At 45.2% G+C, this 13,093-nt stretch carries 11 protein-coding genes; 6 read left to right on the forward strand and 5 right to left on the reverse strand.

Going from position 1 to position 13,093, the window contains the following annotated elements:
* Window positions 1-43 precede the first annotated feature (43 nt).
* On the reverse strand, window positions 44-604 hold the full coding sequence (gene apt, locus AC2204_RS12885) for an adenine phosphoribosyltransferase (RefSeq protein ID WP_318926013.1): 561 nt from the start codon (window positions 602-604) through the stop codon (window positions 44-46).
* A gap of 134 nt (window positions 605-738) precedes the next feature.
* Window positions 739-1,137, reverse strand: a complete 399-nt coding sequence (locus AC2204_RS12890; protein ID WP_318926014.1) for a YbaN family protein — start codon at window positions 1,135-1,137, stop codon at window positions 739-741.
* A 450-nt stretch (window positions 1,138-1,587) separates the two neighbouring features.
* Between AC2204_RS12890 and AC2204_RS12895 the strand changes: the two genes are divergently transcribed.
* Window positions 1,588-1,950: a TraR/DksA C4-type zinc finger protein gene (locus AC2204_RS12895; RefSeq protein WP_318926016.1), complete on the forward strand. Its 363-nt coding sequence runs from the start codon at window positions 1,588-1,590 to the stop codon at window positions 1,948-1,950.
* A gap of 177 nt (window positions 1,951-2,127) precedes the next feature.
* Here the strand turns inward: AC2204_RS12895 and AC2204_RS12900 are convergent, their stop codons facing one another.
* Window positions 2,128-2,766 (reverse strand): YccT family protein, encoded by a 639-nt coding sequence (locus AC2204_RS12900; protein ID WP_318926017.1) that lies wholly within the window; start codon window positions 2,764-2,766, stop codon window positions 2,128-2,130.
* Between the two features lie 99 nt (window positions 2,767-2,865).
* The gene (locus AC2204_RS12905) at window positions 2,866-3,834 is read right to left on the reverse strand and encodes a porin (RefSeq protein WP_318926019.1); all 969 of its coding nucleotides are present in this window, start codon (window positions 3,832-3,834) and stop codon (window positions 2,866-2,868) included.
* Between the two features lie 534 nt (window positions 3,835-4,368).
* Between AC2204_RS12905 and dinG the strand changes: the two genes are divergently transcribed.
* The 4 genes from dinG to AC2204_RS12925 all read left to right on the forward strand — a co-directional run bounded on the left by dinG (window position 4,369) and on the right by AC2204_RS12925 (window position 8,873).
* The gene (gene dinG, locus AC2204_RS12910) at window positions 4,369-6,447 is read left to right on the forward strand and encodes an ATP-dependent DNA helicase DinG (RefSeq protein WP_318926021.1); all 2,079 of its coding nucleotides are present in this window, start codon (window positions 4,369-4,371) and stop codon (window positions 6,445-6,447) included.
* A gap of 85 nt (window positions 6,448-6,532) precedes the next feature.
* The gene (locus AC2204_RS12915) at window positions 6,533-7,084 is read left to right on the forward strand and encodes a primosomal replication protein (protein WP_318926022.1); all 552 of its coding nucleotides are present in this window, start codon (window positions 6,533-6,535) and stop codon (window positions 7,082-7,084) included.
* A 65-nt stretch (window positions 7,085-7,149) separates the two neighbouring features.
* Complete coding sequence (rsmS, locus tag AC2204_RS12920; RefSeq protein ID WP_318926024.1) at window positions 7,150-7,311, forward strand: pleiotropic regulatory protein RsmS; 162 nt, start codon at window positions 7,150-7,152, stop codon at window positions 7,309-7,311.
* 230 nt (window positions 7,312-7,541) lie between these two features.
* Window positions 7,542-8,873, forward strand: coding sequence for a hypothetical protein (locus AC2204_RS12925; protein ID WP_318926025.1), 1,332 nt, complete (start codon window positions 7,542-7,544; stop codon window positions 8,871-8,873).
* A gap of 73 nt (window positions 8,874-8,946) precedes the next feature.
* Here the strand turns inward: AC2204_RS12925 and AC2204_RS12930 are convergent, their stop codons facing one another.
* Window positions 8,947-11,667 carry a M16 family metallopeptidase gene (locus tag AC2204_RS12930; protein WP_318926026.1) on the reverse strand — a complete coding sequence of 907 codons (2,721 nt, stop codon included), beginning with the start codon at window positions 11,665-11,667 and terminating at the stop codon, window positions 8,947-8,949.
* Between the two features lie 352 nt (window positions 11,668-12,019).
* Between AC2204_RS12930 and dhaK the strand changes: the two genes are divergently transcribed.
* Entirely contained in the window at window positions 12,020-13,087 is a 1,068-nt protein-coding gene (dhaK, locus tag AC2204_RS12935; protein ID WP_318926027.1) for a dihydroxyacetone kinase subunit DhaK, read from the forward strand.
* The last annotated feature ends 6 nt before the right edge of the window (window positions 13,088-13,093 follow it).

The following is a 13,093-nucleotide window of genomic DNA, read 5'->3' on the forward strand; positions in this document are numbered from 1 at the left end:
ACAAACCTGACCGTTAACGTTTTCAGTTTTATATAAACCAATATTAGTGACCGTCAAAACTACACAGGCTAAACACATTCAGTCCCATGCCGTTCAAACGCTCTTCTCCGCCGATATCAGGCAGATTAATCACAAACGCCGCATCTTCAACCAGACCACCTAAGCGGCGTACCAGCTTAGTTGTCGCCTCAATCGTGCCGCCCGTTGCTAACAAATCATCGACGAGCAAGATCTTATCGCCTTCAACAATCGCATCAATATGAATTTCTAACGTATCTTTGCCATATTCAAGCTCATAACTCTCGGAAATCACTTCACGCGGTAATTTCCCTGGTTTGCGAACGGGTACGAAGCCTACGCCTAACTCAAGCGCCAATGGAGCACCGAACAGAAAACCGCGCGCTTCGGTACCGATGATTTTAGTAATTCCTTTATCGCGGTATTGCTCAAACAGTACCTGAACTGTGGCGCGATATGCTGCAGAATCTTCCATCAGACTGGTGACATCACGAAACAATATGCCTGGCTTTGGGTAGTCAGGAATAGATTTGATGCTATTTTTAATCAGGGTTAACTGGTCTTGAGTCGCGTATTCTTGAGTCATAATTGTTTTCCGTGCACCAAAGTTCGCCCTTCTACAGGCCAGGTGCTTAAATCGAGTTAAACGCCCGCGACTGTAAAGTGCCAGAAGCAAGAGCGGGGTTCCTAATACCAATGACATTATGTCAGCACGCAATACTATTGATTTTTTTTCACGGGAGCAACTGACTCTATGATTGGCAAACGATTAAACCAGAGAAGTAATGTTGCGCCGATCACAATCAGCATAATTTTATGCCAGAGGTGAGGCACCAGGGTAACAGAGAGGGCAAAACTAAGTACTATCGAAATATTGGCACGCCGCTTCACCGTTGGTGATAACGCCCGGTTTTCGTGCCAGTTAATCAGAACCGGGCCTAAATGTGGATGCTTATGCAACCAGCGACTCAGCCGGGGCGAGCCGCGCATAAAACAGGCGCTGGCCAATAGCAAAAAAGGGGTCGTCGGCAATAAGGGAAGAAAAATCCCTGTCACACCTAAAACCACACACAGCCAACCACAAATGACCAGTATGGTTCGCTTGATCAGCGCTTTCACTACCTACTCCTTCTAATCCCCTTTACTCAATAGTAACCGAAATTTTAATGCGTTATATAACCAAGTAACCTCAAGATACAGGTTACTTGGGTATAGCCTTATAGTCAGATTACTGTGTCAGTATCCTGATACAGGTTAAGCTCGCCGGTAAGGTTGCAAAAAGCAATGCAAAAATAAATCCGACAAAGTAAGTGAAATTGTACGGATCTTTATAACTGTGTTCCATTATGTACTTCCTTTTTAAGTCTATTTGAGCGGCTGATATAACGGTCTGAAGCTTCTTTGAGCTCGATTTATTTGTAAATGGACTATATCAGGGGATGAAACTGACAAAAACCGAAGGAAAATACGGGTATTCGGGCGAAGAGTCATAAAGATTTGATTCAAATCACAATCAAACAATAAAAGCGTTTTAGACTAAATTCATCACCAATAAATAAAAAAACAACTATGACAACGTCAGAAGCTATTTATCAGCAATTACAAACCACTTTGGAGCAACAGCACATTGCGCTGACCAAAGAACTCAAACACGAGATGCTTTTAAACACCTTGGCGCCTTCGGTGACGACAATCGAAACCGCAGATCTCAATGATTTGATCATGATGGCAAAGTCTTCTTTTATTCCGGACTTATTTGATCTGGCGATCAGAGTGGAAAAAGTTGATGCTGCAGTCTGCTCGGTCAAATTAGGGATGTATGGCTTGTGCGTCGATTGTGAAGAGGAAATTGAGATTGATGACTTGTTAGAAGACCCGGCTCAGCCTCGCTGCCGAGCCTGCCGTGATCACAGCCGGTATCACCATGACTGACCACAGACTTTGCTGGGTTAAATCAGTCTAATTGAGGGCAACCCAGCAAAGCGGATCTGTTGCCCGTCGCTCTATGCTATAACCCAGACCACCATTATTAGATATCAGGCATATTCAGGTATAAAAATAGTTTTGCTGTAAACACAGATCTCTATACCTGACGATACAATAGCCTGATTAATTAAAGTCGTGCTCAGCCATCCAGATTTTAAAGGCTTTTTTCTCTTTATCAGACGCTTTGGTGTACCACATTTTAAGCTGAGTCAGCGAGTCTCCGGTGATTTTTACCTCTCCCTGCTCGGTAACCTGAACGGCAACTTTTTCCAGATCAACCGCATAGCCCTGCTCAAAGACAATACCATTCTGACTATTATAGTCAGCCACTAACGCTTCCATATCGCTGAAAGCTGCAAACCCTGCCCCCTGAAGTTCAGTATATTTGATGGTTTCTTTCATCCCATCCGCATATTCCAGCGACCAGTCGGCACCGCGCTCAAAGTGTGCTTTTGCCTGTGACAGTGTCGTCAAATTCGGCAGAACAATCGTGGCATCTTTATCGGCCACATTGAAATCGAACAGATAAGGCCGGGTGGTAAATATCGTCCCTTTGGAGCCATTTTTAACTTCGCCGTCAAACCGAACCACGATCTGATGCTTGCCATTAGTCAATTCGATACTTTTGGTGGGTGACCAATATGAAGATAAGACTTTCTTGCCATCAACCACCAGTAATTCGATATTTTCACTGGTCGATAATGTTGCAGCATGCACACTTGCCGACAGCATGAATAAAGCAGCCAATGTTAACTTTTTCATTTACACCCTTAAATATGAATAAAAACAATTCACTCAAAATAGCAAAAAGCCGCCCAAAAAGGCGGCTTTTTTATGAAGTATTCTCAGATTACATCAATCTTAGAATTTAACTTCCATACCAGCTAGGTAACCGAAGTCGTAATCAGCATTGTCAGCGTCAGCATAACCAACTTCAGCATAAACTTTAACGTTGCTGTGCAACTGCTGAGTCACGTTTGCATAAACGTTATCAATTGTGTTGTTAGCTTTATCTTGATCAGCACGGTTATAACCTAGAGCAAAAGTCGTTCTGTCCATAGTGTAAGAACCGTTCAGTTCGATTAATGAAGTATCTTCATCAACAGAGCCGCCCTTCTTCACTTCAACTTCACCATAAGACGCTGCAAACGAGAATGCACCCATGTTGTATGCGCCTTCAAGATTGAAAGCTTCATTTTCTTGCTTAGTTGCAGCAGTTGATGCAGTTTCAGATGTGTAGAAGTAAGCACGAACGTCCAAGTCACCAAAACGTGCACCTAGACGACCATCGGTGATGGTACCATTTGTGTTCAAGAAATCTGTTGCACCTTTTGCACCTTCAGCATCTAAATCGTGTGAAAGACCAAAGTAGAACTGACCGTTGTCAAATACATATTTAACAGTTTCAGAACCTTCAGTATCGCCAAAGCTAATTTGCTCAAAACCTAGCTCGTAGTCTTTACCGACGCCTGCATCATCAGAGATAAGCAGCTGACGACCAAAAGTAAACGTACCGAAGTCGCCACTCAGACCAACCCATAGATCATCGTTAGTTACGTCTGATTTCTCAAACGCAAAACCAATACCGGCAACTGCGTTTAGATCACCAGTAAGCGCGATAGTTGTGTTAAGCGCTAGGTCACCGTCATCAAGGTGAAAACCTGCATCGTCGTTAGACGTGTCTTTTTGAATTGCCTGAAAGTACTGAACTTCAGCTGCAGCTGACAGGTCAACGAAAACGCCGTCTTGATCATACAGAGTAACGCCTGCTGATGCAGAACCTGCAGCTAGTAGAGCTGGTACAGCTAGTGCTAATAGAGTCTTTTTCATGATATCCACTGCCTTATTCTTATTGAGTATGGAATTTCCGTTTCCAGAATTCCTTTTCTTATATTCCCCCGGTCATCCATCTGCTTTAAGCATCAAGAGAAAAAACAACCAAGAGTGAGTAACTTGTGGAACTCATCCTGCAGAACTTCAAACTGCATGTCAAATATTCTAATAGCATGCTCAAAAAACATAAAACTAACTAAAAACCAATGAGTTGGAGCTAATTGAGATTAATTATCAAACACAATTAAGCGTTGATAAATCAAGGTTCACTTTTTAACACGATAAAATAAACAGAATATAATCCCGATATGGCCACCATAAAACAGCAAATAAACCTAAATTACCACAAAAAAGTACCATTAATGGATATATCATTGTTTTTGAACCGCTCAACGGTACTCCCGACAAAGGTTCAATCTTATTTCGTGATGAGATTCTCATTTTATTTATAAACTATTCGGAAATTTGTCACCGCTCACATTTAGGGCTTCATGCTATAATCCCCATCCCTGCCAAAACGAAGTTTAAGAAATGTTACACAGCCAGATCAAAAGTGATATCAAACAATGCTATGAGAACCTGGGAAACCAGCTGGACAATTTTATTCCCCGTCGAGCACAAAACTACCTGGTTGCAGAAATCGCCAAAACTCTGGCTGGTGAATATGATCCGAAACACCGAATGCTCGTGGCAGAAGCGGGGACGGGTATTGGTAAATCGCTGGCTTATTTGCTGGGTGGGATCCCTTTTGCACAATTTAATAACAAAAAATTACTAATCTCGACGGCAACAGTGGCATTACAAGAGCAGTTGATAAACAAAGATCTTCCCCTGTTCAACCGAATTTATCCTCGAGAGTTCAGCTTCATTCTGGCAAAAGGTCGTCAACGTTATTGTTGCACCCATAAACTGGAAGCATGCTGTACCACAGACAGCGACCCGCAAGTGGCATTATGGGAAGAAAAACCTAAAAAGTCTGATTTAGAACTTTTGCGACGAATGCTAACAGCCAGCCAGGAAAGGAAATGGGATGGTGATCGTGACAGCTGGCCGACAACGATCCCCGATCGCGTCTGGCAACAGATTATGGCCGACAAGCACAGTTGCCATGCCGGTATGCCCAAACACCGTAGCTGTCCGTTTGCCAAAGCCAGAGAGCATATGGATAAAGCCGACGTTATTATAGCCAACCATGCCCTGCTGATGGCGGATATAGAGCTTGGCGGGGGCGTGATCCTGCCTGAGCCCGAGAATACAATTTATATTATTGACGAAGCGCACCACTTGCCGCAGGTCGCGCGAGATTTCTCCTCTGCCGCCGCCAGTCTTAAAGGCGCGGCAAGCTGGCTGGAAAAGCTGAACCAGTCCGTCAGCAAACTGGCCGATCTGGCTGAATACAGTAAATCCGGGCGCTTTCAGACTACCTTACAAGAAAATATCCAGCATCTGATCCCTACGCTGCGTCAAATGGCCACGAATATTGATCCCGCCTTGTTAAATAAAGATGGAGTCTATCGCTTCGAACACGGTGAACTACCAGCCTGGCTGGAAGAAGAAGCCAAAGGCTGTAAAGAGGCGAGTAAAAAAGCAGGGCAATCACTGGGTAAGATCCATGATTTAATTTCCGAACGGTTAAAAGAGAACGAGATAGTGCCTCGATTGGGTGAGCAAGCCCTGGCTGAATCCGGGTTCTACCTACAGCGTCTTGAAAACCTGGAAAAGGTCTGGACATTAATGGCTCAGCCGAGCAAGGATAAAGGCGCGCCTTTAGCACGCTGGATAGAAAAAAGTCCGGAGCGGGAAAATGATTTCATTGTAGAAGTCTCTCCCCTTGAAGTGGGTTATCGCCTCGATCAGTTACTGTGGAGCCGCGCGGCTGGCTCAATCTTGGTATCAGCAACGCTGCGCGCGCTGAATCAATTTAGCTATTTCTGCCGTCAGGCCGGTATCTCAGAAAATGACGGTACTCGCTTTCTGGCTTTAGCCTCCCCGTTTGACTACCAGAATAACGCCCGCTTAGTCATCCCTGCATTGCCACTGGAACCACAGGCAGATAAGTTTACCGATTTGCTGATCAAAACGTTGCCGGAATACTTAGAAGGGGAAACGGCCAGTCTGGTCCTTTTCTCTTCCTATTGGCAAATGAACAAGGTCACAGAACAGCTTCGCCCTCTGGCGAAAAAAAACAAGTGGCAATTACTGGTTCAGGGCGAAGAGTCTCGCCATATTATTCTAAAAAAACATAAAGAAAACTGTAAAAACGGCATAATAAGCATCCTCTTTGGTACGGGGAGTTTCTCTGAGGGCCTTGATTTACCAGGTGATTTACTTACCAATCTCATTATTACCAAGATCCCATTCGCAGTGCCGACATCTCCGGTTGAAGAAGCGCATGCGGAATACATTGAAAGTCGTGGCGGCAATCCGTTTTTACAAATTTCAGTGCCTGAAGCCAGTAAAAAGCTGATCCAATCGGCAGGACGTTTACTGCGAAAAGAAGATGATTCTGGTAGAGTCGTGCTGCTTGACCGCCGGGTGATCAATCGCCGTTATGGCAAGGCATTGCTTGATGCCCTGCCGCCTTTTAAGCGTGTGATTGAATATACTTAAAAGTAGTAACGACCGAGATTCTCGGTACTCGCTTAGAGGGCCGCTTTGGCCATAGAATAGACACGAATATTCAAGGTACACGCCAATGTCTGATCTCGCTCGCTTAGAAGCTATCATTAACCAACTGACGACCGAAGCAGCTCAAATTGACCGCCAGCGTGGTGAGGCCTTACGGCCTTTGTTTGATGAGCAATTATTTCGTTGCCGCAGCAAGCTACTAACACCGTGTGTTGATGAAATCCACCATGAAATAACAGCATTGCGTAAAGAGCGCCAGGCCGGAAAGCTGCTCCCCTCTCGGACTCAACATATCTGCGAGAAAGTCATCGCTCAAATTCAGGCGATCCAACGCGAACTGGCGACGTTGAAAATCCGTAAAAATGAACCCAAAAGGCCAGGTAGCTGGCGCCGTCCAATCAATGAGCTCTATCAGGACCTGTCCCAGCACAAAGACTGGGAGCGCCGTTTGGCAGCAATGCTACGGGATAAAGAACTGTTATTCCGCCACTGCTCGACAATGACTGAACAGCAAAATCTACAACAAGAAATTCTGGCGCTTGAAGGGCGATTATCACGCTGTCGTACTGCGCTGGTAAGCATTGAAAAGAGCATTACTCATCGTGAGCGAAAAGGGTAAAAGGCTTTACTGCGCCCTGTTCCCCGGCAACTCGTACACCACACTCATCCATAAGAAAGGTCAGTATGACAAAAGACAATCCCTCAGCATCGCTGGCAGAAGCCCCTGAAGACACTCAATTGGCTGTCGATCTCATTTATCTGCTAGAAAGTAATGAAATCGAACCGCAGGTGGCTCTTTCAGCCCTGGAGATCGTAAAGAAAGATCTGGAAGCTAAGTTAGGGTAAAGATTCATTCTTTGCTCTTATTCATTCCAGCTCAAATAAAGAGTCATAAAATTGACCATTTGTTTAATTGATCGCCATATAATTAACGTTTTTTGTGCTGACAGCACATTATTTAAAATATCATTTCATCTTGATTCGAAAATAAATAGAATGGGCTTCTCAGATCATCATTAAATATCACTCAATAATAATGATGGCTAATACTTATTTTTCATCACTAAGGTTTATTCATGAAGAAGGAATTTCGTATCGCTGCGATTGTTGCAGCCATTACGCTATCAGGTTGTGCGTCAGATTCTAATTCAACAACCAGTCTACCATTAGAAACCAATCAGGCTCAAAACGAGACTCAACTTCAGGATGTCACCCAAGCACTTGATTTCGCGAACAATACATTAGAAGAATCACACAAAATAGAATTAGCTTGGTTTGCAACAGAACAAGTAAAAGATGCCGTCGATGCCCTGAATGAAGCCAAAGAGTATTTTGCTGAATTTGAACATGATCCATCAGAGGCAAATAGCAGTGCAGGAATATTCAGTTCTAAAACCAATATTCAGGAAACTCAAGATGCATTAGCACAATTTAATGTTTATATTCAAAAGGCTAACGCTATCCGTAGTGAAGCTTTAACGGTATTAGAAGAAGCCTTTAGTTATCGCAAGCAACTGGATAGCATTGAGGCTGAGAAATATTACCCGAGCACAACTAAACAATTAGAACAGCAACTAAAGAAATTGGTTAATTACGTTGCCGATGACAACGCTGAAAATGCAATCAAATACCAACCAGAACTCGTGCGAAAACAGCGCGTTCTGGAGGTCAAAACAGTTACCAACATTTACCTGTCTGAAAGTCAGAAAGAGCTAATACGCCAGAAAACAGCGAATATCAGCAGGCATGCACCAGAGACCCTGCGCCATGCTGAAGCAACACTAAAAGCGGCCGAAGCGTTTATTAACGCTGAACCAAGAGCCATCTCGCGCATTGCTGATAAAGCAGAAGAAGCCCGCTTTGCCCTTGCCCATTCACAGCAAGTTGCTACGGCCGTGCAAAAGCTGAAAGCGATGCCGCAAAGCGATTATGAGCGCCACATTGTCAGCTATGAAAAAATTCTGCTGGAAGTCAGCGTCGCTCTCGGCTCTGGTGATCTGCGTGATCAGCCGATATCCCTGCAAGGCAAGCATCTGGTCAATCACATCAAAACTAACCTGCAAGGGCAAAACGACAGCCTGATGGCGCAGAAAGAAGCCGAAGCCAAGTTAGAAAACAAACACGATCAGAACAGCGCTCTACAGCTGGAAATCGCCGAACTCAAAGCAACATCCGCCAAAGAGCGCCGGATGCTCAGCGAAGAAAAGAATCGCTATTTACAGCAGGTTGCCGAGCTGTCGGCACAGCTTAACCGGGCTAAATCACCCCAAGCCGTCCAGCCAGAGCAAGTCTCTCCGGTGAAAAATACTGAAGCAGACCAAAAGCCGGTACAAAAAACGGAGGTTTCAGCAACGGAGACTCCTGTTGAGAATGCAACGGCAGAAATCACCGCTGAAACGACAAGTTAACCCAAGACCTTCTATTGGATAAAAAAAGAGCCTTTGCTCAGCAAAGGCTCTTTGTTATTTTTCCCGGAATAAATTAAGATTTAGGCATTAAGACATGTTCAAGCTGCGTTGTTTTACTGCCCATTAACCGCTCGATTAAATGGTTAATGTCATCTCTGCTGATCTGCTCGATCTGCTTGTCAGGATCATTAACCGCATCCAGACCATAACCATGTACCAGATAGCGCGTCATAAACCAGGACATTTCTTGTGCATTGGTCGCCATTGGCTTCAAGTCACTGGCCAGCTGTTTCGCGGCAGAATCTCGCTCCTCCTCGGTAATACCTGAACGTAAATCACCGATAAGTTCGGCCATCGCGCTGCGCACCAGATCCAATTTCCCGGCATCGGCATTAATTTCAAGTATCAACCGCGAAACTTTACTTCCATCAGGCATGATATTAAAGGCCGTCGGCGAATAACCCAAGCCATATTTCTCACGTAATAACGTTATCGCTCGCTGAGAAAATACCCTCAGCATCATATCTTCGGCAAAGACATCCTCGACGGTTTTGGCGTTACCTTCGGCCAGAAAGCTCACCCCGTAAAACATGCCGGATTCATTGGATATCGGCAGTAAAATATCCTCTGGCTGCTTATCAAATTCAATAATATGGTGGTTATCACTTGGCTTCGCCATAGGGATATTCGCAACATAGCGGGTCAGTAGCGGTACGAGCTCATCGGCTTCAATATTACCGACAACCACCAGCTTGAAACCTCGGTTCTGACCAAACAATTGCCGATAAACTTGCTGAACCTGCCCTGCACTCACGCCTTGATAGGTCTTACCGTCATGAATATAACGCAGGCTATCAGGCGTATAGAGATGACTATAGATCTCTGCATTAAACCTGCCGCCAGACGATGCCAACCAATTATCACGCTCGCTGGCAAATTGTTGCTGTACTTGCTTAAACTGAACTTCATTTACCTTTGCATGGCTTGCCGCTTCTCGCAATGCCGCGAAAGCCAGCGGTACTTTTTCGTAACGAGTCTGAAGGTAAAAACCGTGTTGGGTTTCATCGATAAACGGATTGAGCATCGTTTCATTACGCGTCATATATTGATTCAGCTGTGCCGCGTTAAAATCGCCCAACCCGCTGCGAAGAAATGTATTTACGGTTAAATTAGAGGCCGCATACAAAGCAGGATCCAATGCCGCTATTCCCCCCAACGATGAGTAATACATATAGACTTGCTTTTCGGCGGCCGGCATCTGCTTCAGCCACACTTCCACCCCATTGCCTAATTGCCACTTCGTGGTATCTGGACTTATTTGCTCAGTGCTTACAATGGCTCCCAATGTTGACGGAACCGGAAAATCCGTCATGGTTTTAGCCATAAGCAGAGGCGCCCCTTCAGCATCGAAAAGTACCTTATAAGCTTGGTTAGTCAGCTCCAGCTCAAAGGGTTGCTCTTGCTTTTCGATACCAAAAAAGGGTGTTGTAGACTTTTTGCTCAGCCTGTTTTTTAGTGCCTTATTTGTTTTCGCTAACTCGTTGGATTCAATAAAGGCTGTCAGGTTGGCTTTATAATCCTCTTTTGCCTGAACAGGCATTTGATCAATCAATGCATATACTTTGACATCCGCCATTTTACCCGACGTCATCTGCCGCCAGTCACCGTCAATATTTTCCAAATCACGGTTAAACAGGGCTAATGCTGTGCTTAACTCAACAGCTCCCACCCCGTGATCGCGCAGGCTCGCCAACTCCTTGGCCAAGAAAGCCTGACTCTGTATGCGATCTGATGCGTTAAATGAAATATCAATCACTACCTGCTTGCGATCAAGCAGATCAAACGGCATAACCATTACTGCGTGGATCGGGGTATTGGTGGCTAACATCCGTTCACGTAATCGTTGCTCAATCAGAATATTCAGCAAATTATCATTCATGATCTTCTGCTGATCGGCATGAGAGCTAAATGCCCTCGCCTCAAGATCAAACACGATACTCATGGTTGCAAGCTGACCTTGCGGAGCAATCAGGGCTATCGGATTCTCACCGACAGGATTCACCTTAAAATCTTCTGCTTGCTGGGCACCCGGATCTTGCTGCCAGCTCGTAAACATCTCACTGACAAGTTGCTCGGCTTGCATTGCCGTAAAGTCGCCGGAAATAACCAGTTCAGCATTATTAGGCTGATACCAGCTTGCATAGAAGGCCGCTAATTCTGCAGGATCAATATTTTCAATTGAAGCTTTGGTTCCCAGTACATCATGCTTACTGTGTTCACTATTAGCCAACAAAGCAAAATGCGCCTGCAGATCAAGCGGCATTTCATTTGGTCGTGATTGACGAATTTCACCTAACACCACTCCTTTTTCGGCTTCAATGGCGTCGGGGGTTAATAACAGGCCGTCAGCAACATCTCTGAACCAGGTCAGGGCCGGCTGCAGTTCAGTTTGATCAGGCAGCGCTATCTGATAAACCGTATGGTCATAATAAGTATAAGCATTCAGGTCGTTACCAAAATCAACACCGACCTTTTCAAACAAGGCGACAACGTCATTTTCGCTGAAGTGCTGACTGCCGTTAAATGCCATGTGTTCGAGGAAATGGGCATACCCCTGCTGCTGCTCTGTTTCTTGCAGGCTACCGGCGTGGATCAAAAAGCGAATTTCTACCGGCTCACCGGCTTTAGGGTGAAAGTGGTATTTCATCCCGTTGGTCAGCACACCTTGTTGCCAATCCGGATCTGGCACTATCGGTTTCTGCTCAGCAAGATTGGTTTGGCTGCAACCAATCAAAACTATAGCCAAAGAAAACAATACAACTATTCTCGATATAATGCCTTGCCTCATGTTTTTAGTCCCATATATATAAATTAATCAGCATATTAGCCTTTATGAAAAGGTGTTAAAAATATCAATAAAAACAAATGACTCCTCTAAAACAAAAACAACGAACGGATTCACACTTCAAAAAAGAAACAGTGTGCAATAGTAACTTGTTCCTGTAAAGGCTCGAATAAGAATAATATCTGCAGATCTGCGCCCGACCTTAGTGCCTGGAAATTATCACAGAGACAGCATATTGAGATCACTTAGGTATACACTTAAATATGTTGCATGCCGCCCCGGAGTACATAAGGACACTATGATGAAAAAGATGATTAATCATGTTGATAACATCGTAAGAGAGCAACTGGAAGGGATCGCTAAGGCGTACCCGGAACTACAGGTAAACTTTGAACCTTTTTATATCTGTCGCAAAACACGCGGCAAGCCTAAAGTCGCACTGATTTCAGGCGGCGGTAGCGGTCACGAGCCGATGCATGGCGGCTATGTCGGTTTTGGCATGTTAGACGGCGCATGCCCGGGGGAAATGTTTACGTCACCAACCCCGGATCAAATGTACGAATGCGGCCAGCAGGTTAATTCCGGAAAAGGGGTTCTGTTTTTAGTTAAAAACTATACCGGCGATGTGCTGAATTTTGAAACCGCCGTCGAGCTGCTTCATGGCGACGGCATTGCAGTTCAAGCCGCATTGATCGATGACGATGTCGCCGTAAAAGACAGTTTATACACTGCAGGCCGGCGCGGTGTCGCCGCTACCGTGCTGGCAGAAAAAATATTGGGCGCCGCGACAGAAGAAGGCTATACCCTGGAGCAATGCACCAAACTCGCTAAACGCATCACTAACCGTGGCCGCTCAATAGGTATTGCCCTGTCTGCCTGTACCGTGCCGGCAGTCGGTAAACCGGGCTTTGATTTGGCAGACAACGAAATTGAATTTGGTGTCGGCATTCATGGCGAACCCGGGATCAGACGAGCGCCTTTCACTGACAGCGACACCGTTACCACCGAGATGATGGCAGAAATATTTGATAACGCCCCATATCAACGCACCATTCGCCGCTGGAACAACGACACCGGCGAATGGCAAGAAGAAAGCTGGACGACGGAAGCCCTGAATAGGGGCGATAAAGTGATTGTGCTGGTTAATAGCCTCGGCGGCACCCCTATTTCTGAACTCTATTGTGTCTTCCGTAAAGTCGCTGAATTACTTGAGCAACAAGGTATTACCATCAAGCGTAACCTGATCGGCGCTTACTGCACATCACTTGATATGCAAGGTGTCTCGATTACCGTTCTGAAAGTCGATGATGAAATGCTGTCACTGTGGGATAGGCCCGTAAATACACCAGTGCTACGCTGGGGCTGTTAGCTAAAG

It is taken from the genome of Photobacterium sp., assembly GCF_057456235.1.

Bases quoted from the DNA above. Each gene is read 5' to 3' on its own strand.
- AC2204_RS12900 (WP_318926017.1), bottom strand. From the start codon at position 2,766: ATGAAAAAGTTAACATTGGCTGCTTTATTCATGCTGTCGGCAAGTGTG.
- dinG (WP_318926021.1), top strand. From the start codon at position 4,369: ATGTTACACAGCCAGATCAAAAGTGATATCAAACAATGCTATGAGAAC.
- rsmS (WP_318926024.1), top strand. From the start codon at position 7,150: ATGACAAAAGACAATCCCTCAGCATCGCTGGCAGAAGCCCCTGAAGAC.
- AC2204_RS12915 (WP_318926022.1), top strand. From the start codon at position 6,533: ATGTCTGATCTCGCTCGCTTAGAAGCTATCATTAACCAACTGACGACC.
- AC2204_RS12905 (WP_318926019.1), bottom strand. From the start codon at position 3,834: ATGAAAAAGACTCTATTAGCACTAGCTGTACCAGCTCTACTAGCTGCA.
- AC2204_RS12895 (WP_318926016.1), top strand. From the start codon at position 1,588: ATGACAACGTCAGAAGCTATTTATCAGCAATTACAAACCACTTTGGAG.
- apt (WP_318926013.1), bottom strand. From the start codon at position 604: ATGACTCAAGAATACGCGACTCAAGACCAGTTAACCCTGATTAAAAAT.
- dhaK (WP_318926027.1), top strand. From the start codon at position 12,020: ATGAAAAAGATGATTAATCATGTTGATAACATCGTAAGAGAGCAACTG.
- AC2204_RS12925 (WP_318926025.1), top strand. From the start codon at position 7,542: ATGAAGAAGGAATTTCGTATCGCTGCGATTGTTGCAGCCATTACGCTA.